Origin of the sequence: Actinomadura formosensis NBRC 14204 (assembly GCF_001552155.1) — a bacterium.
In the GTDB taxonomy this organism is placed as follows: Bacteria; Actinomycetota; Actinomycetes; order Streptosporangiales; family Streptosporangiaceae; genus Spirillospora; species Spirillospora formosensis.
Genome location: NZ_BCQQ01000078.1, coordinates 1 through 25,484 on the forward strand (window position 1 = coordinate 1; position 25,484 = coordinate 25,484).

At 70.5% G+C, this 25,484-nt stretch carries 24 protein-coding genes and 1 pseudogene; 12 read left to right on the forward strand and 13 right to left on the reverse strand.

All coding sequences use genetic code 11. From position 1 onward, the window contains the following. Window positions 1–827: squalene synthase HpnC (hpnC, locus tag AF1_RS20255; RefSeq protein WP_067801419.1), on the reverse strand; the 827-nt coding region annotated here is incomplete at its 3' end. Window positions 828–896: 69 nt separating this feature from the next. After that, window positions 897–1,814 carry an aminoglycoside phosphotransferase family protein gene (locus tag AF1_RS20260; protein ID WP_067801422.1) on the reverse strand — a complete coding sequence of 306 codons (918 nt, stop codon included), beginning with the start codon at window positions 1,812–1,814 and terminating at the stop codon, window positions 897–899. 37 nt (window positions 1,815–1,851) lie between these two features. On the opposite strand from AF1_RS20260, the gene AF1_RS20265 reads away from it, so the two are divergent. Then, window positions 1,852–2,838 carry a DUF2804 domain-containing protein gene (locus AF1_RS20265; RefSeq protein ID WP_067801425.1) on the forward strand — a complete coding sequence of 329 codons (987 nt, stop codon included), beginning with the start codon at window positions 1,852–1,854 and terminating at the stop codon, window positions 2,836–2,838. A 37-nt stretch (window positions 2,839–2,875) separates the two neighbouring features. On the opposite strand, the gene AF1_RS20270 is transcribed toward AF1_RS20265, so the two are convergent. Continuing rightward, window positions 2,876–4,102, reverse strand: coding sequence for an LVIVD repeat-containing protein (locus AF1_RS20270; protein WP_131732610.1), 1,227 nt, complete (start codon window positions 4,100–4,102; stop codon window positions 2,876–2,878). Between the two features lie 360 nt (window positions 4,103–4,462). On the opposite strand from AF1_RS20270, the gene acnA reads away from it, so the two are divergent. Together acnA and AF1_RS20280 are read left to right on the forward strand one after the other, a co-directional pair. Next, on the forward strand, window positions 4,463–7,228 hold the full coding sequence (gene acnA, locus AF1_RS20275) for an aconitate hydratase AcnA (protein ID WP_067801492.1): 2,766 nt from the start codon (window positions 4,463–4,465) through the stop codon (window positions 7,226–7,228). Window positions 7,229–7,359: 131 nt separating this feature from the next. Further along, entirely contained in the window at window positions 7,360–7,548 is a 189-nt protein-coding gene (locus AF1_RS20280) for a hypothetical protein (protein WP_067801430.1), read from the forward strand. A gap of 101 nt (window positions 7,549–7,649) precedes the next feature. On the opposite strand, the gene AF1_RS20285 is transcribed toward AF1_RS20280, so the two are convergent. Next, window positions 7,650–8,270 (reverse strand): LysE family translocator, encoded by a 621-nt coding sequence (locus AF1_RS20285; RefSeq protein ID WP_207394035.1) that lies wholly within the window; start codon window positions 8,268–8,270, stop codon window positions 7,650–7,652. 46 nt (window positions 8,271–8,316) lie between these two features. Between AF1_RS20285 and AF1_RS20290 the strand changes: the two genes are divergently transcribed. Then, window positions 8,317–9,246: an aldo/keto reductase gene (locus tag AF1_RS20290; RefSeq protein ID WP_067801435.1), complete on the forward strand. Its 930-nt coding sequence runs from the start codon at window positions 8,317–8,319 to the stop codon at window positions 9,244–9,246. Between the two features lie 299 nt (window positions 9,247–9,545). After that, a complete protein-coding gene (locus AF1_RS33520) occupies window positions 9,546–9,698 on the forward strand; it encodes a hypothetical protein (protein WP_207394036.1) in 153 nt (50 codons plus the stop codon). Here AF1_RS33520 and AF1_RS20295 read toward each other — a convergent pair. After that, entirely contained in the window at window positions 9,695–10,552 is an 858-nt protein-coding gene (locus AF1_RS20295) for an SDR family oxidoreductase (protein ID WP_067801438.1), read from the reverse strand. The genes AF1_RS33520 and AF1_RS20295 overlap by 4 nt on opposite strands. Before the next feature lie 70 nt (window positions 10,553–10,622). Between AF1_RS20295 and AF1_RS20300 the strand changes: the two genes are divergently transcribed. From AF1_RS20300 to mug, 4 genes and pseudogenes are all read left to right on the forward strand, one after another. After that, window positions 10,623–11,375, forward strand: coding sequence for a TetR/AcrR family transcriptional regulator (locus AF1_RS20300; RefSeq protein WP_242608794.1), 753 nt, complete (start codon window positions 10,623–10,625; stop codon window positions 11,373–11,375). A gap of 262 nt (window positions 11,376–11,637) precedes the next feature. Beyond that, window positions 11,638–12,009 (forward strand): annotated as a pseudogene (locus tag AF1_RS20305) (transposase); the annotation flags it as partial. 165 nt (window positions 12,010–12,174) lie between these two features. Continuing rightward, complete coding sequence (locus tag AF1_RS20310) at window positions 12,175–12,894, forward strand: sulfite exporter TauE/SafE family protein (RefSeq protein ID WP_067801446.1); 720 nt, start codon at window positions 12,175–12,177, stop codon at window positions 12,892–12,894. After that, a complete protein-coding gene (gene mug, locus AF1_RS20315) occupies window positions 12,894–13,457 on the forward strand; it encodes a G/U mismatch-specific DNA glycosylase (protein ID WP_067801449.1) in 564 nt (187 codons plus the stop codon). Before AF1_RS20310 ends, mug begins: the two co-directional genes overlap by 1 nt. Here the strand turns inward: mug and AF1_RS20320 are convergent. The 3 genes from AF1_RS20320 to idi all read right to left on the reverse strand — a co-directional run bounded on the left by AF1_RS20320 (window position 13,444) and on the right by idi (window position 15,420). After that, window positions 13,444–14,052 (reverse strand): Uma2 family endonuclease, encoded by a 609-nt coding sequence (locus AF1_RS20320; protein ID WP_207394037.1) that lies wholly within the window; start codon window positions 14,050–14,052, stop codon window positions 13,444–13,446. The genes mug and AF1_RS20320 overlap by 14 nt on opposite strands. Window positions 14,053–14,145: 93 nt before the next feature. Beyond that, window positions 14,146–14,559 carry an ASCH domain-containing protein gene (locus tag AF1_RS20325; RefSeq protein WP_242608795.1) on the reverse strand — a complete coding sequence of 138 codons (414 nt, stop codon included), beginning with the start codon at window positions 14,557–14,559 and terminating at the stop codon, window positions 14,146–14,148. A gap of 282 nt (window positions 14,560–14,841) precedes the next feature. After that, complete coding sequence (gene idi, locus AF1_RS20330) at window positions 14,842–15,420, reverse strand: isopentenyl-diphosphate Delta-isomerase (protein ID WP_067801457.1); 579 nt, start codon at window positions 15,418–15,420, stop codon at window positions 14,842–14,844. Window positions 15,421–15,568: 148 nt separating this feature from the next. On the opposite strand from idi, the gene dxs reads away from it, so the two are divergent. From dxs to AF1_RS20345, 3 genes are all read left to right on the forward strand, one after another. Further along, window positions 15,569–17,485: a 1-deoxy-D-xylulose-5-phosphate synthase gene (dxs, locus tag AF1_RS20335; RefSeq protein WP_067801459.1), complete on the forward strand. Its 1,917-nt coding sequence runs from the start codon at window positions 15,569–15,571 to the stop codon at window positions 17,483–17,485. Window positions 17,486–17,681: 196 nt separating this feature from the next. Further along, window positions 17,682–18,152: a hypothetical protein gene (locus AF1_RS20340; protein ID WP_067801462.1), complete on the forward strand. Its 471-nt coding sequence runs from the start codon at window positions 17,682–17,684 to the stop codon at window positions 18,150–18,152. 94 nt (window positions 18,153–18,246) lie between these two features. After that, window positions 18,247–18,621: a hypothetical protein gene (locus AF1_RS20345; RefSeq protein ID WP_067801465.1), complete on the forward strand. Its 375-nt coding sequence runs from the start codon at window positions 18,247–18,249 to the stop codon at window positions 18,619–18,621. 10 nt (window positions 18,622–18,631) lie between these two features. Here the strand turns inward: AF1_RS20345 and AF1_RS20350 are convergent, their stop codons facing one another. The 5 genes from AF1_RS20350 to AF1_RS20370 all read right to left on the reverse strand — a co-directional run bounded on the left by AF1_RS20350 (window position 18,632) and on the right by AF1_RS20370 (window position 25,418). Next, a complete protein-coding gene (locus tag AF1_RS20350) occupies window positions 18,632–18,997 on the reverse strand; it encodes a hypothetical protein (RefSeq protein ID WP_067801468.1) in 366 nt (121 codons plus the stop codon). Between the two features lie 71 nt (window positions 18,998–19,068). Continuing rightward, window positions 19,069–20,418: an FAD-dependent oxidoreductase gene (locus tag AF1_RS20355; protein WP_131732611.1), complete on the reverse strand. Its 1,350-nt coding sequence runs from the start codon at window positions 20,416–20,418 to the stop codon at window positions 19,069–19,071. Window positions 20,419–20,473: 55 nt separating this feature from the next. Further along, a complete protein-coding gene (locus AF1_RS20360; RefSeq protein WP_067801473.1) occupies window positions 20,474–21,958 on the reverse strand; it encodes an amino acid permease in 1,485 nt (494 codons plus the stop codon). A 173-nt stretch (window positions 21,959–22,131) separates the two neighbouring features. Continuing rightward, on the reverse strand, window positions 22,132–24,219 hold the full coding sequence (locus AF1_RS20365; RefSeq protein WP_067801475.1) for a 3-hydroxyacyl-CoA dehydrogenase NAD-binding domain-containing protein: 2,088 nt from the start codon (window positions 24,217–24,219) through the stop codon (window positions 22,132–22,134). Further along, window positions 24,216–25,418, reverse strand: a complete 1,203-nt coding sequence (locus AF1_RS20370) for a thiolase family protein (protein ID WP_067801478.1) — start codon at window positions 25,416–25,418, stop codon at window positions 24,216–24,218. The genes AF1_RS20365 and AF1_RS20370 overlap by 4 nt, the downstream gene beginning before the upstream one ends. Window positions 25,419–25,484: the final 66 nt, after the last annotated feature.

Consider the following 25,484-nt stretch of genomic DNA (forward strand, 5'->3'; position numbering starts at 1 on the left):
CCGGGCAGCGCGGCCCGCCGCGGGCGCGGCGGGCGCGCGAGGACGTCGTAGCGCCCGCGTTCCAGGGCCGACAGCGTCGCGCGGCCCCCGGCCACGTAGCCCGCCACCGCGATCCGCCCCCATCCGGGCAGGCCCGCCATCAGCGGCGTCGTGCCCCGGTCCAGCAGGTCCGCGGCGCGGCGCGCCTCCAGTGCCAGCACGCCGCGCAGCCGCGTCGGCGTCACCGGGCGCGCCAGGTCGTCCTCGGTGCAGCCGAACCGCCGCAGGTCCTCGCCGGGCAGGTAGATCCGCCCGTCCCGGTAGTCCCGGCCCGCGTCCTGGCAGTGCTCGATGACCTGCAGCGCCGTGCACACATCGTCGGACGCCGCGGCGAGGCCGCGCTCGTGCGCGTCGAACAGATGCAGCACGATGCGTCCCACCGGCGCGGCCGACAGCGCGCAGTGCTCCGTCAGCTCGTCGAACGTCTCGTACCGCTGGACGGCCCGGTCCCGCCGGTTCGCCCGCACCAGATCGCGGAACGGCGCCTCCGGGAGGCGGTGCGCGTGCACGGCCCCGGCCAGCCGGCGTAACTGCGGGAGGTCCGGCGTCCGGCCGGCGAACACGCGGTCCAGGTCGTCGTCCACGAGGCCGAGCAGCTTGGCCCGCTGGTCCGGCGGCGCCTCGTCGCCGATGTCGTCGACGAGCCGCGCGAACCCGTAGACGGCCCGCAGACCGGCCCGGTGCCGGGCGGGCAGCAGCCCCGCCGCCACCGGGAAGTTCTCCCGCGCCGCGAGCCGGTCCAGCGCGCGATCGTGCTCCTCGACGCTCCAGGGCGGTTCAGTGATCACCTTGATGGGATCGACCGGACCGGCACCAGAGAAACTCTGGCCGAGGTATGGACTTATTTAAAGGTGCCGTCAGGGCAGCCGGGGAAGCAGCCGAAGGGCGACGTCCAGGGACCGGTCGCCCGGCGTTCCGCCGTCCTCGGCCGTCCACACCTCGGCCAGCACGGCCTTGACGAATCCCCAGGCCACGACGCGTTCGGGTGGGAGGCCGAGACCGTCCGCGAGCTGCTCGACACGGGCGGGGACGAGCCTGAGCAGAGCGTCGTCGCGGTCCTCCGGGTCGGGGTTGTAGAGGAGGGCGCCGGCCTCGTAGCCGGGATCGCCGACGTACCCGTGCGGATCTATGCCGAGCCAGGGTTCGCGGGTCGCCCGCAGGATGTTGTCGTGGTGCAGGTCGCCGTGCAGGACGACCGTGCCGGACGGGTCGGCGCACAGTTCGTCGAAGAGGCGTGCCGCCCGCTCCACCAGGTGGCGCGGCAAAGGGCCGTCTCCGGGGTGGCGGCGCAGATGGTCCTTGAGGGAGGCGCCTTCCGTCTCCAGGCGGGGGAGCGGGCAGTCCGGCGGGGGCGTCCGGTGCAGGCGCCGCATCACGCTGATCGCGGCGGCCGTGGCCTCCTCGTCGCGGTCGGGGACGAGGGCGCTCGCGGGTGTCCCGGGGACGGCCCGCTCCAGCAGGAACGCGCCGCGTGCCGGATCGTGGGCCAGCAGCCGTACCGCGCCGTGCCCGTCGTAGGCGGCGAGGGCCGCGGCCTCGGCGGCGAGATGGTCCGCTCCCGGCGGTCCGAGCTTGAGGACCGCGGCCCCGCCGTCCTCCGGCGTCGCCTCGGCCACCCAGTGGCAGCTCAGCTCGAAGGGGCGGCCGAGGCGCAGCCCCCAGTTGCGGGCGACGGCGTCCAGCGTGGCGGGCAGCGCGTCCAGCCAGCGGCGGCCGTCGGCGCCCCAGGTCTCGATCGCGTGCCGGGCGAGGGCGGAGGGGACGATGCCGGGCATGTGATCGACTCTGTCATCCGGCGAGTAGCCTCGGGGAATGCCGAGCACGCATGAGCGCGAGATCACAGGGCCGGTGGACCTGTGCCTGCCGGACGGACGCCTCAACCCCGGCGCCGTCGGCTGGACGCGGCGGCCGCTGCACCGGGCGAACCTGCGCGGATGGGGCCGGGCGAAGCGGTGGGAGTACTGGGGCATCGTCACGCCCCGGCACATCATCGGGCTGGTGGCCTCCTCGCTCGACTACGCCGGAGTGCACGGCGTGTACGTGCTGGACCGCGAGACCGGCGAGGAGACTGGTAAGGACGCCGTGGTGCCGTTCGCTCGCGGTGCCGTTCTCCCCGACCGCAGCGGTGCCGGTGAGGTGTCGGTGCGGGGCGGGGGAGTGGCGATCGGGGTGCGGCAGCGCCCGTCCGGCTCCCGGGTGCGGGCGCTGGCGCCGGGTGTGCTCGATCTCGATGTCGAGATTCCGCTGCCGGAGGGGCACGAATCGCTCGGTGTGGTGATCCCGTGGAGTTCCCGGCGTTTCCAGTACACGGTCAAGGACGTCGGGCGCCCCGTGCGGGGGCGGCTGAGCCTGCCGTCGGGGGAGCACGAGATCGGGGAGGGGGCCTTCGCCGTCCTCGACCACGGGCGCGGCAAGTGGCCGTACCGGATGACGTGGAACTGGGCGGCGGCGAGCGGCCCCGGCCTGGCCCTGCAACTCGGCGGAAAATGGACGGACGGCACCGGCATGACCGAGAACGCCCTGTTCGTCGACGGCCGCCTGCACAAGATCGGCGAGGAGCTCACCTGGACGTATGACCGGGCCGACTGGCTGCGCCCCTGGACGATCACCGGGGAGCGCGTCGAGGTCGAGTTCCGTCCGTTCCATGAGCGGGCCGCGCGGGTCGAGCTGGGCGTCGTCGGCACCGAGACCCACCAGTGCTTCGGGCGTTTCAGCGGGCACGCCCGCACCGACGAGGGCGCCTGGATCGACTTCGACGGCCTCACCGGCTGGGCGGAGGAGGCCCGCCAGCGCTGGTGAGCCCCGCGGGACGGCGGACGCCGTCCCGCGGGCCCCCTCAGATCTGCGAGGCCTTCAGGGCGAAGACCTGGCGGGAGTTCTCGGCCTCGGTGTGGCACCAGAGCCAATCCTTGGTGCCGTCGTAGGAGACGTCCTCCGGGTAAGGGGGCAGGTTGATGGGGTACTGGACCAGGCTGCCCGGCGTCCAGGTGAGCAGGTTGCCCGGTGCGTTGTTGGTGTTGCTGCGGGTGATGTAGAACTTGCCGTTGATGCAGGTCCCGCCCTGCATCCGGTCGATGTCGACCACCGCGGCGAACGACGGGTGGGCGACGCCGTTCGTCTCCTTGAGCCGGCGGGTCTGGTAGTCGATGTCCCACTTGAACAGGCGGCTCGCCCGCTGCGGCGTCTCCAGGAACTCGCCGATGACGATGCTGTCGGGGACCGAGGTCCGGTCCAGGGAGATCCAGGAGTAGAGCACCTGCTGCTGCTGGTTGCGCACGACCGAGGAGTAGGCGGCGGACTGCGGCAGCACGTAGGCGTAGTTGTGCGCCTGGAACGTGCCGTCCGGCTGCCTGCCGATCTTGGTCTCGTCGCCGGGGGCGGTGATCTTCAACAGGTCCCGCATGTCGAAGATCCGGATGCCGCTGTTGGTGTCCACGACGTACAGCAGGTCGCCGTACCACATGATGCCGCCGGCGTGGATCTTGATGGGGGCGAAGTCCGGCGTCAGCGTGCTGCCGGTCGGCTCGACGAGCAGGACGTGCCGGTAGGCGGGCCGGGCCGGGTCGGTCATGTCGACGAAGCTGACCCGCACGCCCTTGTTCACCGTGTGCTTGCTGTACCACGAGGCGAGCTGGACCTCGCGGCCGTTGTACTTGCCGGTTCCCGCGTGGTCGGCGCTGGTGGTCAGGCCCTGCGGGTACCAGTAGGGGTCCCTGTTGTCGCCGTCCTGCCAGAACCAGTTGGCGGTCCTCGGCGGGGTGTTGGGGAGGCCGGTGACGCCGTAGCGGTTGGCGGAGTTCAGGACGTCGTCCACGGTGCTGCTCGGCAGCGTGCGCTTGAGGGCCGTGATCAGGGCGGCCCACGTGGCGGTCTGGCCGGCGGCCTTGTCCTCGGGGACGAGATCGAAGTCGGTCTTCGTGGGGTAGGTGACGTTGAGCAGGGACGGCTTGGGGAGCGGAGCCGGGTTGGCGAGGGCGCCGGTGGCGTCCAGCGCCCCTCCCAGGGCGAAGGCTGCGGGGGCGGCGACCATGCCCTTGAGAAGGGATCTCCTCTTGATCAACATGTGGGCACGGTAAGCAGCCCGGCGGATCATGATCAATAGCGCAAGATCAACTTTTTGGACCGTGCCGGTCAGGCGGTGTGGCCGCATCCGGCCACGGCCGAACGGCCGCCGCCCCGGGGGTGAATAACTTGATATCGAGATAAATTGCAGATAGCTTGACGTCAAGAGAAAACTTGCGGAAGTTAGGTCGCCCTGATTGCCGGTCGGGAGGCCGACTAGGGCAGGATCAAGGAAGACGAGCGCCCGTCCCGCAGCGCGCCGCCCTGTGCCGGCCCCGGGGACGGGCACATCGAAGACCATGACGAGCGCCGCGCGCACATGTCCCGGACCGGCCGTGCGGTGGCGACGGAGGAGGAGTCCGTGTCCGCGAACAGCTTCGGCAGCCGTGACAAGCTGCAGGTTGGCGACAAGTCGTACGACATCTATCGGCTGGACGCCGTCGAGGGCGCGGCCCGTCTCCCATACAGCCTGAAGGTGCTGCTGGAGAACCTGCTGCGCACCGAGGACGGCGCGAACGTCACCGCGGAGCACATCCGCGCGCTCGCCGGCTGGGACCCGCAGGCGCAGCCGAGCAAGGAGATCCAGTTCACCCCCGCGCGGGTGATCATGCAGGACTTCACCGGCGTGCCGTGCGTGGTGGACCTCGCCACGATGCGCGAGGCGGTACGGGAGCTGGGCGGCGACCCGTCCAAGATCAACCCGCTGGCGCCGGCCGAGATGGTGATCGACCACTCCGTCATCGTCGACTACTTCGGCTCGCCGGACGCGTTCGAGCGCAACGTGCAGCGCGAGTACGAGCGCAACAAGGAGCGCTACCAGTTCCTGCGCTGGGGGCAGACGGCGTTCGACGAGTTCAAGGTCGTCCCGCCCGGGACCGGCATCGTCCACCAGGTGAACATCGAGCACCTCGCGCGCGTGGTGTTCGACCGCGACGGCGTCGCCTACCCCGACACCTGCGTCGGCACCGACTCGCACACCACGATGGAGAACGGCATCGGCGTCCTCGGCTGGGGCGTCGGCGGCATCGAGGCGGAGGCCGCGATGCTCGGCCAGCCGATCTCGATGCTCATCCCGCGCGTGGTCGGCTTCAAGCTGACCGGCGAGCTGCCCGCCGGCACGACCGCGACCGACCTCGTGCTGACCATCACCGAGATGCTGCGCGAGCACGGCGTCGTCGGCAAGTTCGTCGAGTTCTACGGCGAGGGCGTGCACGCCCTGCCGCTGGCGAACCGCGCCACGATCGGCAACATGAGCCCCGAGTTCGGCTCCACCTGCGCGATCTTCCCGATCGACGACGAGACGCTGAAGTACCTGCGGCTGACCGGGCGCAGCGAGGAGCAGACCGCGCTCGTCGAGGCGTACGCGAAGGCGCAGGGCATGTGGCTCGACCCGTCGGTGGAGCCGGAGTTCTCCGAGTACCTGGAGCTGGACCTCGGGGCGGTCGTCCCGTCGCTGGCCGGCCCGAAGCGCCCGCAGGACCGCATCTCCCTGGCGAACGCCAAGACGACCTGGCGGCGGGACGTGCAGAACTACGTCGAGAGCGTCCTGGGCGCGCTGGACGAGGCGTCCAACGAGAGCTTCCCGGCCTCGGACACCCCGGCGATCACCCAGGAGACCGAGGGCGACAAGCCCCGGCAGGTCGACGCCAACGGCTCCGGCCGCCTGCACAAGCGGGTCCCGGTCACCCTTGAGGACGGCACGGAGTTCGTCCTCGACCACGGGCACGTCGCCGTCGCCGCCATCACGTCCTGCACCAACACGTCCAACCCGTACGTGATGATCGCCGCGGCGCTGCTGGCCAGGAACGCCGTCGAGAAGGGCCTGACCCGCAAGCCGTGGGTCAAGACCTCGCTCGCGCCCGGGTCGCAGGTCGTCACCGACTACTACGAGCGCGCCGGCCTCACCCCGTACCTCGACAAGATCGGCTTCAACCTCGTCGGGTACGGCTGCACCACCTGCATCGGCAACACCGGCCCGCTGCAGCCGGAGATCTCCAGGGCCGTCAACGACAACGACCTGGCGGTCACCGCGGTGCTGTCCGGCAACCGCAACTTCGAGGGCCGCATCAGCCCCGACGTGAAGATGAACTACCTCGCGTCGCCGCCGCTGGTCATCGCCTACGCGCTCGCCGGGACGATGGACATCGACATCCTCAACGACCCGATCGCCGAGGGCACCGACGGCCCCGTCTACCTGCGCGACCTCTGGCCCGAGCCGGAGGAGGTCGCCTCGATCGTCGAGTCGTCCATCGGGCAGGAGATGTTCGTCAAGGACTACGCCGACGTCTTCAAGGGCGACGAGCGCTGGCGCGGCCTCGACATCCCGACCGGCGACCTGTTCGAGTGGGACCCCGCGTCCACCTACGTCCGCAAGGCCCCGTACTTCGACGGCATGAGCGCCGAACCGGAGCCGGTCACCGACATCCGCGGCGCCCGCGTGCTGGCGAAGCTGGGCGACTCGGTCACCACCGACCACATCTCCCCGGCCGGGGCCATCAAGGTCGGCACGCCCGCCGCGCAGTACCTCCAGGACAACGGCGTCGAGGTCAGGGACTTCAACTCCTACGGCTCGCGCCGCGGCAACCACGAGGTCATGATCCGCGGGACGTTCGCCAACATCCGGCTCCGCAACCAGCTCCTGGACGGCGTCGAGGGCGGCTACACCCGCGACTTCACCCGGGACGGCGCGCCCCAGGCGTTCATCTACGACGCCGCGCAGAACTACGCCGCGCAGGGCACCCCGCTCGTCGTCATCGCCGGCAAGGAGTACGGCTCCGGCTCGTCCCGCGACTGGGCCGCCAAGGGCACCGCGCTGCTCGGCGTCCGCGCGGTCATCGCGCAGTCCTACGAGCGCATCCACCGCTCGAACCTGATCGGCCTCGGCGTCCTGCCGCTGCAGTTCAAGGACGGCGAGTCCGCGGAGTCCCTCGGGCTCACCGGCACCGAGACGTTCGACATCACCGGCGTCACCGCGATGAACGAGGGCGGCGTCCCCGGCGAGGTCACCGTCAAGGCCGACGACAAGGAGTTCACCGCCACCGTCCGCATCGACACCCCGGGTGAGGCGGACTACTACCGCAACGGCGGCATCCTCCAGTACGTCCTGCGCAACCTGATCGGCAAGTAACCGGCACCGCCGAACGGGCCGCTCCGGAAGGGGCGGCCCGTTCCGCCGCCGCCACAAAGAACCCTCACTGGTTTTATTCAGCGGAGATGTCAGGCTGAATGCCATAGATCCGCCTCGGCGGAGGCTTGAACATGGCCCTGGCATCCGTGTTGGTCATGCTCGTCCTCGCCATTGCCTCAACGGCGCGAGACCACAAACTGATCGGGTCGGCCGGTGTCATGGCCGCAACCATGATGTGGCTTGCCCTGCGGTCGATCATCGGGCAGGTACTCCTGGTCATCGGCATCATTGCAGGTGTGATCGTTGTGGATCTCACATGAGGCCGTGGACGCCGAAGACGCATGGTCCCCCGTCCGCCGTGGGGTCGCGCCTGGTTCTGTGAGCGGCGGACGGCCGGCGGCGGATGCCGGCGTGACCGTGCTCAGTGGTCGAGGGCCAGGCGCAGGCCGAAGCCGATGAAGGCGAGGCCGGTGATCTGCTGGAGGCGCCGTTTGACGGCCGGACGGGTGAGGGCGCGGCGGGCGGCCCCGGCGGCGCCGACGACGGCGGCCAGCCACAGCAGGCCCTCGGCGGCGTGGATGGCCGCGAACAGCATGCTCGTCCAGAACACCGGGGCGCCGTCCGGGACGAACTGGGGCAGCAGGCTCATGTAGAAGACGCCGACCTTGGGGTTGAGCAGGTTGGTGGTGAGGCCCGTCCGGAAGGCGGTGGGGCCGGACGCCGGTGTCCACGGGGCCTCGGCCGTCTCCCGCGTCCGGTGCCGGGCGTTCCACAGGGCCCGCGCGCCGAGCCACATCAGATAGCAGGCGCCCGCGACGCGCAGCACGCCGAACGCGATCCCGGACGCGGCCAGCAGCGCGGTCAGCCCGGCCGCGCTCGTCATCGCCCAGCACATCAGTCCGGTGACCACGCCCGCCGAGGACAGCAGGCCGGCCCGCCGCCCGCCGGCGACGGTGCTGCGCACGACGAGCATCGTGTCCACGCCGGGTGTGATCGTCAGCAGCGCGGCCATGACGGCGAAGGCGAGGCAGGCGGTCAGCACGGGGTAATGCTCCCTGAAACGCCCCGACGGGACAAGAAGGTTCGACATGAACAAGATCGGTGACCTGGACGTCTTTCCGCTCTGCCTGGGCGGCAACGTCTTCGGCTGGACCGCGGGCAGGGAACGCTCGTTCGAGATCCTGGACGGCTACGCGGCGGCCGGCGGCAACTTCATCGACACCTCCGACTCGTACATGGCGTCCGCGCCCGGCAACGGCGGCGGCGAGTCCGAGGAGATCATCGGGGAATGGACGCGGACGCGCGGCAACCGGGACGACGTCGTCATCGCGACGAAGGTCGGCCGGCATCCCGAGCGCCGGGGCCTGGCCCCCGCGAACATCAGGGCCGCCGCGGAGGACTCGCTGCGGCGCCTCCGCACCGACCGCATCGACCTGTACTACACGCACTTCGACGACCCGTCCGTGCCCGTCGAGGACATCATGACGGCGCTGGACGACCTGGTCACCGCCGGGAAGGTCCGGCAGATCGGGGTGTCGAACATCGAACTGGACCGGCTGGAGGCGTCCCTTGAGTTCAGCGAACGCGAGGGGACGGCCCGCTACGCGGCCATCCAGCCGCACTACAACCTGGTGTCCCGCGGCACCTACGAGGGGCCGCGCCGCGACATCGCCGAACGGCACGGGCTGGCCGCCGTCCCCTACTACGGGCTCGCTTCGGGCTTCCTGACCGGCAAGTACCGTCCCGGCGCCAGGGTGGACAGCGTCCGCGCCGGCCGCGCGGGCGGATACCTGGAGACCGAGCGCGGGCGCAGGGTCCTGGCCGCGCTCGACATCGTCGCCGAGGAGCAGGGCGCCGCCGTCGCGACGGTGGCGCTGGCCTGGCTCGCCGCGCAGCCGACCGTCGCCGCGCCCATCGCCAGCGCCCGCACCCTCGACCAGTTGCCGCCGCTCATCGAGGTGCCGCGCACGACGCTCACCGGCGACCAGCTCGAACGCCTCACCGAAGCGTCCGCCTGATCTGGTACTCCAGCCGCACTTAGTGATCTTTGGTGTGTTGTTGCTGGTGGTGGCATTGTCGGGCGTGGCGTAGAGACGGCGGATCTCGTTGGTGGAGATCGGTGCGGAAGAACCGGGTGACGGGCCGGATGCAACCGGGCCTGGTAGTGATCCGGACCGGTCTGGTTCTTGGCGGCCTGGGAGCATTCTTCGATCGCCCGGCGAGTCCCGGTCACCCTGCACCGGTTGCTGTATCGAGATCGGGTGGGGGCTGTGGCATGGGGAGAAGGCCGGGTCGACCGGGTTGCGCAGTGCGCGGCGTGCACAAGACCCTGCGCGCCCTGGAAAACGGCATCCGCGACTGGATCAAGACCTGGAACGACCCCAGCCCTTTCACCTGGACCAAGACCGCCGACGAGATTCTCGAGCGCCTCGCCTCATATCTTGATCGAATTCCTGGCGCAGGACACTAGCGGAAGTCCTCGACCCGATCCCGTGCCCACTGCGCGAACGTCCGCGGCGGACTGCCCGTCACGGACTGCGCAGTGGGCAACGGGCCCAGGACACTCGGATCGAAGTCCTCGATGTCCGCCGGATCGGCCGGATTGCCGTCGTAGTCGGTGAATCCCAGCAGGAAGTCCGCAGCCTCGGCGGCGAATCCCCCGATCCTCATGTAGATCTCGCGCGCCTCCGCCGGAGTGACCTCCTCGAACCCGACCTCTTCGCCGAGCGCATCGGCGATGGCTTTGACCTGCTCGCGCAAGCTGATCAACTCCGGACCGTTGATGTCGTACGCCTTGCCGTGATGTCCGTCCTCCAACAAGGCTTTCAGCGCCACATCGGCGACATCCCGCTCGTGCACGGGAAACCAGCCCGCGTCCGGATTCGCGTCCCGCACCACCCGCTCGGCCCGGATCGACGGTCCCCACAGCGACAGCTTGTTGGCCGCGAACTCACCCGGCCGGAGGTGTGTCCACTCCAGACCGGACTCCTCGACGGCGTGTTCGACCGGCGGATGGAATGTCGTGTCGAAACCGCCGGTCACCGCGCCCGATGAGAGCACGACGATCCGCTGGACGCCTGCTTGCCCGGCACGTTCGACGATCTCCTTCGCCGTCGACGGCTCCGGGAAGAGGAACATCCGGTCCACGCCGTCGAACGGCACAGACTCCGGCTTGGTGAGATCTCCCTGGACGACCTCAGCGCCGGGCAGTTTGGCCCGCCCCGGGGCCCTGGTCAGCGCCCGTACCTGAACTCCCGCCTTGACCAGGCCTGTTGTCACGTTCCGCCCCACGTTCCCGGTTGCCCCTGTCACTAGCACTCGCACCCGCGTCCTCCTTTTTCGTACGTCCTACGGATAAACAATACCGTATCATCTACGGGAAACGGGAGGCCTGATGGAACGCAGCGGTGGCGGAGATCCTCGGGAGACCTTGCGCCTGCTCTGGCGCTCCCCGCAGGCTCGATCGGGTCGTGGCCGGCCACCAAAGGTCTCCCTGGACAAGATCGTCGCCGCGGCCATGGCATTGGCGGACCGGGACGAACTCGACGCCATGACCATGGACCGGCTCGCCGGGTCCCTCGGCGTCGGCACGATGACGCTGTATACGCACGTGCCCGGCAAGGCCGAACTGGTCGACCTGATGGTGGATTCCGCCTGGCGGGAACTCGACTTGACCCCATCGGGCTCGTGGCGTGACCAGATCGAGCACTACGCGAAACAGAACGTGGCCCTGCACGAACGCCACCCGTGGCTGCGCATTGTGTCGACCGTGCGACCACCCCTCGGCCCCGGATTGCTCGCCAGGGACAACTTCCTGCTGGCTGCTTTGTCCATGACCGGGCTGTCCGCCGCCGAGACGTCTGCGGCGACCGACTCCATCGTCACCTTCGTCGACGGCGCGGCCGCCGCCCTTGCCGAACACACCCATGCCGAGCGGATCAGCGGCCAGACCGGCGACGACTGGTGGGCCGCCCGCCAAGTGTTCTGGGAAACCATCTTCGACCCGGCGCGATACCCGGCGATCGAACAGACCTGGCAGAACGGCGGCTTCAACCGCAACGCGGCCAAGGCGGCCGCGAACGCGTTCGACCTCGGCCTGCGCGCCCTGCTCGACGGAATCACCGCGATGGCCCAGCGGAATCGATGATCGCCCGTGTGGTCTCTCACCCCGTTACCTGGCGGTTGGGACACGTTCGGAAGCGGAAGGCCGTCAAAAGCGCGGGTCGGCCGGGTCGGTGACGGCGGGGGCCTGGAGCAGCAGGTGTCGGCAACGGTGCGGGTCACGCCCCACATCTCCCGCGCTCGCTGCATGCTCGTGGAGTTGATCTCCGGGGTGCCCATCAACGACCGGGCAACGAAATCCAGGACCGGCTTCTTCGCCGAGGCGACCAGATCGGCGAACCAGCCATGGAGTCCGTGACGATGTGCGCGGCTATGGGGTGGAACACCTGGGCGACCCCGGCGGTGTGCCGGTCGGAGACGACACCGGATTTGAGAAGAAGGGGACCTGCTCGGCAGGGGTGCAGCGGCAGTACACCGGCACTGCCGGGAAGATCACCAACTGCCAGAGCGGGGTGTTCCCGGGTTATGCGGGCCCGCGTGGACGGGCACTGATCGACCGGGAGTCGTATCTGCCGGCCGCCTCCCGGATCGCCGATCCGGACCGGCGGGCCCGCGCCAAGGTCCCCACCGGCGTGGGTTGTGCGACCAAGCCGCAACTACTGGCCGTGATGATCGAGCGGGCCATCGCCGCCCAGGCACCGTCCGGGTGGGTGACCGCGCTCACCCGCCCACCGGCCGACACTCACCATATCCAGCGCTGCTCCTGCCGGCGGCTACAACACCAAGCCCGCGCCCGACAACGCCACCACCAGCAACAACACACCAAAGATCACTAAGTGCGGCTGGAGTACTAGACCGGATAAGTGGGGTTATAGCGTCGGCGGGTGCCGCCTTTCGATTTTCTTCTGCTCGGCGGGCTGGCCGCGCTGGTCGGCGCGATCGTGCAGGGCAGTGTCGGCCTCGGCGTCGGCCTGGTCGCGACGCCGATCGTGACGATGCTGTTCCCGTCGCTGATGCCGGGGGCGATCCTCGTCGTCGCGTTCGCCCTGCCGTTCGCGACGCTCGCCCAGGAGGTCCGGCACGTCGACACGCGCGGGCTCGGCTGGGCGTTCGGCGGCCGCCTCGCCGGGACGCCGCTCGGCGCGTGGCTGGTGGCCGCCGTCCCGGACCGCGTCCTCGGCGTCGTGATCGGCTTCGTCGTCCTCGCCGCCCTCGCCGTGACGACGTGGTCGCGCGAGGTGCCGCGCAACCGCCGCACCCTCGCCGCCGCCGGCGTCATCTCCGGCACCACCGGCACCGCGTCCGGCATCGGCGGCCCGCCGATGGCGCTGCTCTACCAGCGGGAGAGCGGCCCCCGCGTCCGCGCGACGCTGGCGGTCTTCTTCTGCGGTGGCACGCTGCTGTCCCTGGTGACCCTCGGCCTCGCCGGGCACCTTCCGGTACGGCAGGTCGTCGCGGGCCTGGGGCTTCTCCCGTTCGTCCTCGCCGGGTTCCTCGCCGCCGGACCGCTGCGCCGCTACCTGGACGCCGGGCGTCTGCGCGTGGCGCTGCTCATCGTCGTCGGATCGTCCGCGGTGGTGCTGATCGTCCGTAATCTGGTCTGATGCGTCCCACGAAGGCCGACCTGGAGGCCGCCCGCGACCGCGTCGTCCCCGATGTCCTGCCCCCGGACGGCGGGACGCTGCACATCCTGTTCAGCGGCATCAACCCGGGCCTCTACTCGGGGGCGACCGGCCACCACTTCGCCCGTCCGGGCAACCGCTTCTGGCCCGCGCTGTACCGCTCCGGCTTCACCGACCGCCTGCTCGACCCGTCCGAGCAGGACCTCCTGCCCGGTTACGGCCTCGGCATCACGAACCTGGCGTCCCGCACCACCGCCCGCGCCGACGAGCTGACCGACGCCGAACTCCGTGAGGGCGGACGCCGCCTGGAGGCCCTCGTCGAGCGTTACCGCCCCGCCTACCTGGCCGTGGCCGGCGTCACCGCCTACCGCACCGCCTTCGGCCGCCCCCGCACCCGGATCGGCCCGCAGGACGAGATGTTCGGCCCCGCGAGACTCTGGGTCCTGCCCAACCCGAGCGGCCTCAACGCGAGCTGGCCGCTCGACAGGATCGCCGCCGAATTCCGCCGCCTCCGCGAGGCCGCCGAAGCGCTCAGAACTCCGTGAGAACCCGCGGGTCGAACCGCACGGTGAACGGCCTGTCCGCCTCCACCTCGGCCTTCAGCTCTTCCCCCGCTCCCGCTGTGCAGAGCCGCCGATAGGTGGAGGCCCCGTTCTCCAGGACGAAGACCTGGACTTTGGGGTGAGGCGAGAATTCGACGAGCCAGTACTGAGGAATGCCGAGGGTCGCGTACTCCTTGAGCTTGCGCACCCGGTCGGCGCGTTCGCTGGCGCTGCCCGGAGAGATGACCTCGATGACCAGCAGAACCTCCCGGCCCGGAATCACGACCGGATTGCGCTCCACGATCGAGGCACGGGCCACGCTCCTGGGCACCACGAACACGTCCGGCTTACGGATGCCGCCCGGTGTGCTGATCTCCCATTCGCCGCCGCCGGCGACGAAGATCGTGGCCTTGGCATCCGTCGCGGCCGCTTTGATGATGTCCTGCACCTGCATGGCGGCCCAATTGTGGGTTGCGCTCGGGGACAACTCGATCAGCCACCCGTCTTCGAGTTCCAGGCCGCGGCCTTCATCCTCTCGGGCGTGCAGATCGTCCATCGTGTACGGACCAAAACCGCCATGGTCATGCGCGACGCTCACGGCCCTGCTCCCATCAACGGTGCCACAGATCAATGCAGGGACTACGTTACCCCGCCCGACTTTCGGGGACTGAGCGTAGCGGTATGTTTACTCTCAGGAGGCATTGTTGAGAGCGAACATCGTGTTCACCTCGGTGAGCAGGGTGGGGTGCGGTTCCCAGAGACCGGGGTGGCCGAGGGCGATGATGGGGCGGGGGAGGGGCCGGACGCCGGTCAGGTGCCAGTGGTGGAAGCCGCGTTCGGACCAGGGACCGCAGTCGCAGGACCCGTCGCGGGCGGAGCAGACGTCGTCGAGGTCGGCGACGGCGATGACGGCGCCGATGGTGGCGAGCGGGTCGCGGGGGTCCCAGCCGGCGGCCCGGATGAGCGGGGAGTCGCACGCCTTCAGGTCGACGCGCATGGAGGCGTGGACGAGGAGGGGGCCGCGGTAGGCGGTGGGCAGGCCCTGGTTCGAGACGGTCTTGCCGCCCCGTGCGATCGCGAATGCCCAGGGCTGCTGAACACTCATCGCCTGCACGCGGTCACCTCCACTGATCGCCCCGTACTCGGCCGGCCCGGGATCGCCGAGGCCCCGGCGGGACGCCGGTCGCCGCGCGACGATGCCCGAGAGGCTAGGCGCATCTCGGCTGAATTGCCAACGGACGGGTCGAAAGGTTGATGGGCGTCATGGGACGGCTGCCGGGCCGTTCGATTCCCATGCGGATCACTTTCGATCACCCATGTGACGCCGGAGAAGGGTGTGAGGTTGACGTGCCGGAGTGACTACTGCCCGGGGCGCCGTCGCGGCGGCCTACCAGGCGAGGGCGGGCGGCAACCCGGCCGGCCCGGCGTCCGGCCAGTCCGGCGGGGCGCCGAGCGGTGCCAGCTCGGCCAGCTGGAGGCGGTACCACGGCGAGGACTCGGGACGTCCGGCCAGCTCCAGGCAGCGCTCCCACGTCCACCACTCGGCCCACTCGACCTCGTCGGGGTTCGGGTGGACGGGCCCGCCCGCCGGGACGGTGGCGCGCACCACGGGGCAGCGCTCGTGCTCGACGGTGCCGTCCTCGGCGACGGCCCGGTACTGGAACCGGGGCAGGACGGACGTCAGCTCCGCGGCCGGGATGCCGAGCTCGTCGCGCAGCCGCCGCAGCACGGCGTCGCGCAGCTTCTCGCCCGGACCGGGATGGCCGCAGCAGCTCCCCGTCCAGACACCGGGGAACGTCCGCTTGTCCAGGGCGCGCCGGGTGATCAGGACGCGACCCTCCGTGTCCACCACATAGCAGGAGAAAGCCAGGTGGTACGGCGTGTCCTCATGATGGCTGGTGCTCTTCGGGGCGGTACCGACGGCTTCGTCGTCCGCGTTGAGCAGCACGATCTCTTCGACGCCCATGCTGCCTTCCTACCTCATCGACGCCGGAGGGTCGGCCATTTCACGTCCGCGCGGCGGGTGGCGTCCGGCGCGGCGCGGAAGAACGGGATTAAACTCAGAACGGCCCGAGCCAGGGGAAACCCGGTCCCCGACGGAGGAGTTGAAACGAGTGAGCCTGCTGGAGTCGATCAAAGGTCCCGACGACCTCAAACGACTGGACGCCGCTCAACTGGCTCGACTCGCGGAGGAGATCCGCGAGTTTCTCGTTCAGGCGGTCTCCAAGACCGGTGGACACCTGGGGCCCAACCTCGGCGCGGTCGAGCTGACGATCGCGCTGCACCGCGTCTTCGACTCGCCGCACGACAAGATCCTCTTCGACACGGGGCACCAGGCCTACGTGCACAAGATCCTCACCGGCCGGCACGACTTCGAGCTGCTGCGCAAGCGCGGCGGGCTGTCGGGCTACCCGAGCCGCGCCGAGTCCGAGCACGACATCATCGAGAACTCGCACGCCTCGACCGCGCTCTCCTACGCCGACGGGTTCGCCAAGGCGTTCCAGTTGCGCGGCGAGGACGACCGCGCGGTCGTCGCGGTCGTCGGTGACGGCGCGCTGACCGGCGGCATGTGCTGGGAGGCGCTCAACAACATCGCCGCCGGCGTCGACCGTCCGGTCATCATCGTCGTCAACGACAACGGCCGCTCGTACTCGCCGACCATCGGCGGCCTCGCGTCCCACCTCGCCGACCTGCGCGTCACCCAGGGCTACGAGAACGCGCTCAACCTCATCAAGAAGACCGTGCCGAAGGCCCCGGTGGTCGGCAACGTCGCCTACGAGGCGCTGCACGGCATCAAGAAGGGCCTCAAGGACGTCCTGCAGCCGCAGGCCATGTTCGAGGACCTCGGCATGAAGTACGTCGGCCCGATCGACGGCCACGACGAGGACGCCGTCGAGCACGCGCTGCGCCGCGCCCGCGGGTTCGGCCGCCCCGTCATCGTGCACTGCATCACCACCAAGGGACGCGGCTACGCGCCCGCGGAGAACGACACCGAGGACTGCATGCACGGCGGCGGCGCGTTCGACCCCGCCACCGGCAAGTTCGTCACGAAGAAGGGCGGCCCCGCCTGGACGAAGGTGTTCGGCGAGGAGATGGTCGCGATCGGGCGGGAGCGCCGCGACGTCGTCGGCATCACCGCCGCGATGCTGTATCCGACCGGGCTCGCCCCGTTCGCCGAGGCGTTCCCCGACCGCATCTTCGATGTCGGCATCGCCGAGCAGCACGCCGTCACCTCCGCCACCGGGCTCGCCATGGGCGGCCTGCACCCGGTGGTGGCGGTGTACGCGACGTTCCTCAACCGGGCGTTCGACCAGGTCCTGATGGACGCGGCACTGCACAGGCAGCCCGTCACGTTCGCGTTGGACCGCTCCGGTGTGACCGGGGACGACGGCGCCAGCCACAACGGCATGTGGGACCTGTCGATCCTGCAGCTCGTCCCGGGCCTGCGCATCGCCGTCCCGCGCGACGGGGCCCGGCTGCGCGAACTGCTGCGCGAGTGCGTGGCCGTCTCCGACGGCCCGACCGCGATCCGCTACCCCAAGGGCCCGGCCGCCGCCGACATCGAGGCGATCGGCAAGGCCGGCGAGATGGACGTCCTCGCCCGCCACGACGGCTCCAACGGCACCCGCGTGCTGCTGGTCGCGGCCGGCTCGATGGCGGCGCCCGCGGCCGAGGCCGCCGGACTGATCGCCGCGCAGGGCATCGGCGTCACCGTCGTCGACCCGCGGTGGGTGAAGCCGCTCGACCCGGCGCTCCTCGACCTCGCCCGCGAGCACACCCTCGTCGCCGTCGCCGAGGACAACGGCCGCACCGGCGCCGTCGGCGACGCCGTCGCCCGGCTGCTGCGCGACGCCGAGGTGGACACCCCGATCCGCACGTTCGGCATCCCGCAGGAGTTCCTCGACCACGCGTCCCGCGGCGAGATCCTCACCGACATCGGGCTGACGCCGCAGGCCCTGGCCCGTGACATCACCGAGTCCATCGCGCGCATCACCTCGGCGGAGGATCACGAGCCCGCGACCTCCGACTGAGCCGGGGCCTGCCGGCAGGGCCTCCGGTAGCGTCCGCCGCCCGGGCAATTGTCCAGAATGAGAGAATTGGACAATCGTTGTCATGGGCGGGTCAACATGTGTGCAGAAAATCCCCTCTGCAGGTAGGAAGTGCGGGCCACGGGTACCGCCGCCAACGAAAGTTGTGCGCCTGCCCACCTGCTCGAAAGGGGATCACATGACCACGACGGCAGAGCAAGCCGCACCTGCCGAGACCACCGAGAGCGAAGAACGGGCATTCGAGGCGCTGATGCTCGCCGCGCTCACGTCCCGCCGTGAGCAGCGCGGCGAGAGCATCGTCGAGCATCCGCTTCTTCTCGCCGCGCTGATGCGGCGCCGGGAGGAGGGGGAGAGCATCGTGGAGCACCCGCTCCTCCTCGCGGCGCTGGCGCGCCGCCGTGAGCAGCGCGGCGAGAGCATCATCGAGCACCCGCTCCTCCTCGCGGCGCTGATGCGCCGCCGTGAGAACCGGGGCGAGTCCATCGTCGAGCATCCGCTTCTTCTCGCCGCGCTGATGCGGCGCCGGGAGGAGGGGGAGAGCATCGTGGAGCACCCGCTCCTCCTCGCGGCGCTGGCGCGCCGCCGTGAGAACCGGGGCGAGTCCATCGTCGAGCATCCGCTTCTCCTCGCCGCGCTCGCGGGGCGGTAACGCCGATTTCCGGACCGCAGAGAAGACGCCCCCAGTTGCCGGAAGGAAAGCGGCAACTGGGGGACGGTTCAATTCGACAGTAGAGGAGCAATTCATGGCGGCGCAGGAATCCGGTGAGCCGACCGGCCATGACTCGACAGAATCGCTGATCGACGATTTGATCCGCGACATACTCAATGACGCCGCCCATGCCGGGAAGACCCGGGCGGGCGCCGGGGAGCCGATGGCGAGCCTGATCGAAAGGACGCTCATGTCGGCGGGAACCGCCGCACCGCGGTCCTCGGGGCTCGAACGGCTCCTGCTCGCCCAGGTTCTGGCGTCCTCGCTGGCCGACGCCCTCGCGCCCGCGCTGGCGGAGGCCCTGACTCCCGAGATCCTGAAGGCCCTGGAGCAGCACGGGTCCGCGGGACGGGGCGGCCGGGAGACGGCGTCGGCGGGCGGCCCGGCCAGGGGGCGGAAGAAGACGTGAAACCCCGCGTCTAGACGCCCTCGGCCGACAGCAGCCGCCAGACGTGGGTGATGGACGCGGCGGACGTGCCGAGCCCGCGTCCCGAGTACGTCCATTGCCCACGCAGGCGCCACGGGCGTCCGGCACCGTCCTGGACGAAGACCTGCAGCGGGAAGCAGGCGTCGTGCGCGCGGATGACGCCGGCCGGATCCACCGAGGGGGAGAGCCGGGGCTCGCCCTCGCACCGCACGCCCATGACGGACGTGCGCGGGTCCTGGCGCAGGAGCCCCTGCGTCAGGTCGTACACGAGTACGGACACGTAGTCGGGGCCCAGCCACCTGAGGTCGGGGACCGTCTCGGGAGGGGGGAACCCGTGCAGTTCTGGACCGCCGGTCACACGCGGCACCGTAGCGCCCGCGTCACCTGCCCGTCACTACCTTCCCGGCGGGATATTCGCCCGGAGGGGAATCACCCGCCGCCGCGGCACGCCGACGTCATGGCCTCCCAGCGGGCCAGCTTGACCCGCTCGCCGCGCTCCAGGGTGCGGGCGAGGGCGATTTCGGCGGCGTCGAGGTTGAGCCAGTCGGCGTAGGTGACGACGGGCAGCCCCCGCGACTCCAGCAGCTCCTCGATGGTGCGCTTCGGCGCCGGCCGCGTCCCGGCGAGGTCCTCCAGGAGGTTGCGGACGGTCTCGGCGGCGTCCGACTTGTTGGTGCCGACGACACCGGACGGCCCGCGCTTGACCCAGCCGGCGACGTATTCGCGGGGCACGGGTGCGCCGTCCGGCCCGAGGACGCGGCCGCCGTCGTTCGGGACGATGCGGGAGCGCTCGTCGAACGGCACCCCGTCCAGCGGAACGCTCTGGTAGCCGACCGACCGCAGCACCATCCCGACGGGAAGCGTCTCGTACTCGCCGGTTCCGGTGACGCGGCCCGACCCGTCCGGCCGGGTCTTCTCCAGCCTGAGCCCCTCGACGCGGCCGGTGCCGAGGATCTCGGCGGGCGCGCGCCAGAACCGCACGTCGATGTGCCGGGCCCGGCCGGGCGCCGGCTCGCCCGTCCAGGCGCTCAGGGCCTTGATGTTCCCGCGCACGTGGCGGTCGCTTTCGGCGAGCGCGGCGCTCGCCGGGTCGAGGTCCATGTCCGCGGGGCTGACGTGGATGCTCGCGTTGGGCAGCTCGCCCAGCTCGCGGGCCTCCTTGGTGGTGAACTTCGCCTGCGCCGGGCCGCGCCGCCCGATCATGTGGATGCGCTCGACCCTGCTGCGCGACAGTGCCTCGATGACCTGCTCGGGCACGTCGGTGTCGCGCAGCTCGGCGGCGGTCTTGGCGAGGATGCGGACGACGTCGACGGCGACGTTCCCGACGCCGACCACCGCGACCTCCTCGACCGACAGGTCGAACTCGTGGTCGGCGGCGTCGGGGTGCCCGCAGTACCAGTTGACGAAGTCGGTGGCGGCGATGCTGCCGGGCAGGTCCTCGCCGGGGATCCGCATGTGCCGGTCGACCATCGCGCCGGTCGCGTAGATGACGGCGTCGTAGCAGTCGAGCAGGTCGGCGCGGGTGAGGTCGCGACCCAGCTCGACGCAGCCGAAGAAGCGGACGGCCGGGTCCTCCAGTACTCGCTGCAGATACCGGGCGATCGACTTGATCGACGTGTGGTCGGGCGCGACCCCGTAGCGGACCAGTCCGTACGGCGTCGGCAGCCGGTCGAACACGTCCACCCGGACGTCACCGCCCGTCTGCTTGACGAGGGCCTCGGCGGCGTAGATCCCCGCCGGGCCGGAGCCGATCACCGCAACGAGCGCTGGAGAAGCCATGCGGGTCATTGTGCCTACCCGGCGGGTGAAAGAACACCGCGGGTCCCATCACGGGTCAGGACTTCACCGAGACCGCCTCCGCGCCGCGCACCCGGCTGTGCCGGTAGCCGTAGAAGCCGTAGAAGACGATGCCGACGACCATCCAGGCGAGGAACCGCAGCCACGTCTCCACTGGCAGGTTGATCATCACGAACAGGCAGGCCAGCACGGACAGGATCGGGGTGAGCGGCACCCACGGCGTGCGGAACGCGCGGGGCAGGTCCGGGCGGGTGCGGCGCAGGATCACCACCGCGATCGAGACGACGAGGAACGCGAACAGCGTCCCGATGTTGACCAGCTCCGCCAGTTCGGCCAGCGGGATGAACCCGGCGAGGACGGCGACGATGACGCCCATGATGACGGTCGCGCGGTACGGGGTGCCGAAGCGCGGGTGGACGGCCGAGAGCCAGCCGGGCATCAGGCCGTCCCGGCTCATCGCGAAGAAGATGCGGCTCTGCCCGAGCAGCAGGATCAGCACGACGGTGGTGAGGCCGATCACCGCGCCGACGCTGATGATGGTGGCGAAGACCGGGTGGCCGACGGACTTGAACGCGTCCGCGAGCGGCGCCTCGATGCTCAGCTTCTTGTAGTTCTGCATTCCGGCGACGACGGTGGACACGGCGGCGTACAGGACGGCCGTGACGAGGAGGGAGCCGATGAGCCCGATCGGCAGGTCCCGCTGCGGGCGGCGGGCCTCCTCGGCGGCGGTGGCGACGATGTCGAAACCGATGTAGGCGAAGAAGACGATCGCGATGGCGGCGAAGATGCCGAGCCAGCCGAAGCTGACCGGCGTGATCCCGAACAGCTCCTGCATCAGCGGCGCCTTGAGGCCGGAGACCTCCGGCGTCGACTGGGCGGGCGGGATGAACGGCTTGTAGTTGGCGCCGTCGATGAAGAACAGCCCGGCGAAGATCACCAGCAGCACGATGGACACCTTGATGCCGACGACCACCGCGTTCACCCGCGAGGAGACCTTGATGCCGAGGACGAGCAGCGCGGTGACCAGCAGCACCAGGCAGATGGCCGGGACGTTGACCGTCCCGCCCTCGCCCGGCGGGGCGGCGATCGAGGCGGGCAGGGTGATCCCCATGTCGTCCAGCAGCGAGGCGAAGTAACCGGACCAGCCGACCGCGACCACCGCCGCGCCGAGGGCCATCTCCAGGATGAGGTCCCAGCCGATGATCCAGGCCGGGAGTTCGCCGAGCGTCGCGTAGGAGAAGGTGTAGGCCGATCCGGCGACGGGGACGGTGGAGGCGAACTCGGCGTAGCACAGCGCCGCGAGCCCGCACACGACGGCGGCGAGGATGAACGACAGCGCGACCGCGGGCCCGGCCTTCTCCTTGGCGACCTGCCCGGTGAGCACGAAGATGCCGGTCCCGATGATGACGCCGATGCCGAAGACGGTCAGGTCCAGCGCCGACAGGTCGCGTCGGAGCCGGTGCCCCGGCTGCTCGGTGTCCCGGATCGACTGCTCGACCGACTTCGTGCGCAGCAGGTTCATCCTCGGCGCCCTTCCGCATCCCATCGTGCTCGTCGCGTTTTCCCGGCGTATGCCCAGATATGCGCGACTTATGATCAGCGGCCCCGTGAATATGCTCTGACCTGCGGAAACATTGGCAAAGAGGCGTTCCGAACGCGGCTCGGAACGCCTCTTTCGCCGGGAGCGGCCGGGGATCAGGCGGGGAGGGAGGCGACCCCCGGCGCCAGGAAGCGGCGGCCGGTCGCCCGCTCGGCGACGCCCGACCTGTCCAGGTACGGGGTGATGCCGCCGAGGTGGAACGGCCAGCCGGCGCCGAGGATCATGCACAGGTCGATGTCCTGCGGTGCGGCGACGACGCCCTCGTCCAGCATGATGCGGATCTCCTCGGCGAGCGCGGTGAGCGCCCGGTCGAGGACCTGCTGCTCGGTGGACGGGCTCGTCCCGCCCGCGAAGATCTGCACGACCTCGGGGTCGAGGGAGAAGTCGGGCAGGTACACGCCGGACTTGCCGGCCGCCACCATCTTCGCGAGGTTGTCCGACAGCGGGAACCGGTCCGGGAACGCCTCGTGCAGGGTCTCGTTGACGTGCAGCGCGATCGCCGGGCCGACCAGGCCCATCAGCACGAACGGCGGCATCGGCAGCCCGAGCGGCGCGGCGGCCCGCTCGGCGACCTCGATCGGGGTGCCCTCGTCGACCGTCTTGACGATCTCGGCGAGCAGGCGCAGCAGGACCCGGTTGACGACGAACGCCGGGGCGTCCTTCACCAGCACGCACGACTTCTTCAGCGCCCTGCCGGTCGCGAACGCGGTGGCGAGCGCGGCGTCGCCGGTCTGCTCGCCCCGGACGATCTCCAGCAGCGGCAGCACCGCGACCGGGTTGAAGAAGTGGAAGCCGACGACGCGTTCGGGGTGCTCGAGCCCGGACGCCATCTCGCCGACCGACAGCGAGGAGGTGTTGGTCGCGAGGACGCACTCGGCCGAGACGTACTCCTCGACCTCGGCGAACACCTTCTTCTTGACCGACATCTCCTCGAACACGGCCTCGATGACGAAGTCGGCGTCGGCGAAGGCGTCCTTGGTGAGCGAGCCGGAGATGAGCGACTTGAGGCGGTTCGCCTTGTCCGGGGAGAGGCGTCCCTTGCCGAGCAGCTTGTCGATCTCGCCGTGCGCGTAACCGACGCCCTTGTCCAGGCGTTCCTGGTCGAGGTCGGTCAGCACGACCGGGACCTCCAGACGGCGCGCGAACAGCAGTGCGAGCTGCGAGGCCATCAGGCCCGCGCCGACGACGCCGACCTTGGTGACCTTGCGGGCGAGGGCCTTGTCCGGTGCGCCGGCCGGCTTCTTCGCGCGCTTCTGGGTGAGGTCGAACGCGTAGAGGCCGGCGCGCAGCTCGTCGCTCATGATGAGGGAGCACAGCGCCTCGTCTTCGGCGGCGAAGCCCTCGTCGCGGGAGCGGTCCTTGGCGGCGGCGACCAGGTCGAGCGCCTTCACATAGGACGGGGCCGCACCGTGCAGCTTGCCGTCCACGTTCCAGCGGGCCGCCGCGACCGCGTCGTCCCACGCCTTGCCCCTGTCCACCTCGGGACGCCGGACGGTGATCTCGCCCTTCAGGACGCGGGCCGTCCAGGCGAGCGACTCCTCCAGGAAGTCGGCCGAGTCGAAGATCGCGTCGGCGATGCCCAGCTCGTACGCCTGCGCGCCCTTCAGCATCCGGTTCTGCGCGAGGGGGTTGTCGATGATGACCTTGAGCGCCCTCTCCGCACCGATCAGGTTCGGCAGCAGGTACGTCCCGCCCCAGCCCGGTACCAGGCCGAGGAACGTCTCGGGCAGCGCGAACGCCGGGACGCCGGAGGAGATCGTCCGGTAGGCGCAGTGCAGGCCGATCTCGACGCCGCCGCCCATCGCCGCGCCGTTGTAGTAGGCGAAGGACGGCACGGCCAGCTCGCCCAGCCGCCGGAACACGTCGTGACCGAGCTTGCCGATGGCCGCCGCGTCCTCGCGGCCCGTGATGAGCGGAACGCCCTTGAGGTCGGCGCCCACGGCGAAGATGAACGGCTTGCCGGTGACGCCGACGGCCACGATGTCGTCGCGTCCGGCGACGGTGTCGATGGCGGCGTTCAGCTCGGCGAGGCCGTTCGGGCCGAAGGTGTTCGGCTTGGTGTGGTCGAAGCCGTTGTCCAGGGTGATGAGCGCGAGCGTGCCCGCGCCGTAGGGCAGTGTCACGTCGCGGACGCGTGCGTGCGTGACGACCTCGCCCGCGAAGACTTCTCCAAGGCTGGTCACTTCGTGCCCTCCCAGTTCGCGTTCTCCCAGAGAACGGTTCCGCCCATGCCCATGCCGATGCACATCGTGGTCAGCCCGTAGCGGACGTCCGCGTGCTCCTCGAACAGCCGGGACAGCTGGTTCATCAGCCGGACCCCGGACGAGGCGAGCGGGTGGCCGAGCGCGATCGCGCCGCCCCACGGGTTCACCCGCGCGTCGTCATCGGCGATCTTGAAGTGCTCCAGGAACGCGAGCACCTGCACGGCGAACGCCTCGTTGATCTCGATGAGGCCGATGTCGTCCATGGTCAGCGAGTTGCGGGCCAGCAGCTTCTCGGTCGCCGGGACCGGGCCGACGCCCATGACCTCCGGTTCCACGCCGGCGAAGGCGAAGTCGACGAGCCGCATCTTCGGGGTGAGACCGAGTTCGCGGGCGACGTCCTCGGCGGCGAGCAGGCAGGCGGTGGCGCCGTCGTTGAGCCCGGCGGCGTTCCCGGCGGTGACGTTGCCGTGCACGCGGAACGGCGTCTTCAGCGCGGCCAGGTCGTCCATCGTGGTGCCGGGACGCGGCGGCTCGTCCTCGGTGGCGAGGCCCCAGCCCTTTTCGGCGCCGCGGATCGCGGTCGGCACGAGATCCGGCTGGATCTTCCCGGCGGCGTAGGCGGCGGCGACCTTCTGCTGGCTGCGCACGGCGTAGGCGTCCGCGCGCTCCTTGGTGATGCTGGGGAACCGGTCGTGCAGGTTCTCCGCGGTCGAGCCCATCACCAGCGCGGACGGGTCGACGAGCTTGTCGGCGAGGAACCGCGGGTTCGGGTCGACGCCCTCGCCCATCGGGTGCCGTCCCATGTGCTCGACGCCGCCGGCGATGGCGACGTCGTAGGAGCCGAACGAGATGCCGGCGCCGGTCGCGGTGACGGCGGTCATCGCCCCCGCGCACATCCGGTCGACGGCGTAGCCGGGGACGCTCTTCGGCAGCCCGGCCAGCACGGCGGCGGACCGCCCGATGGTCAGGCCCTGGTCGCCGGTCTGCGTGGTGGCGGCGATCGCGACCTCGTCCACCCGCTCGGGCGGCAGGGACGGGTTGCGGCGCATCAGCTCGCGGATCGCGCGGACGACCAGGTCGTCGGCGCGGGTCTCCGCGTACAGGCCCTTGGGGCCGGCCTTGCCGAATGGCGTGCGGACGCCGTCGACGAACACGACGTCGCGTGCGGTGCGAGGCACGGGATCGTCCTCCCTGCGATGGGCTCGATGAAAGATGTCGAGCCTCGTGCCGCACCCGGCTGTAAG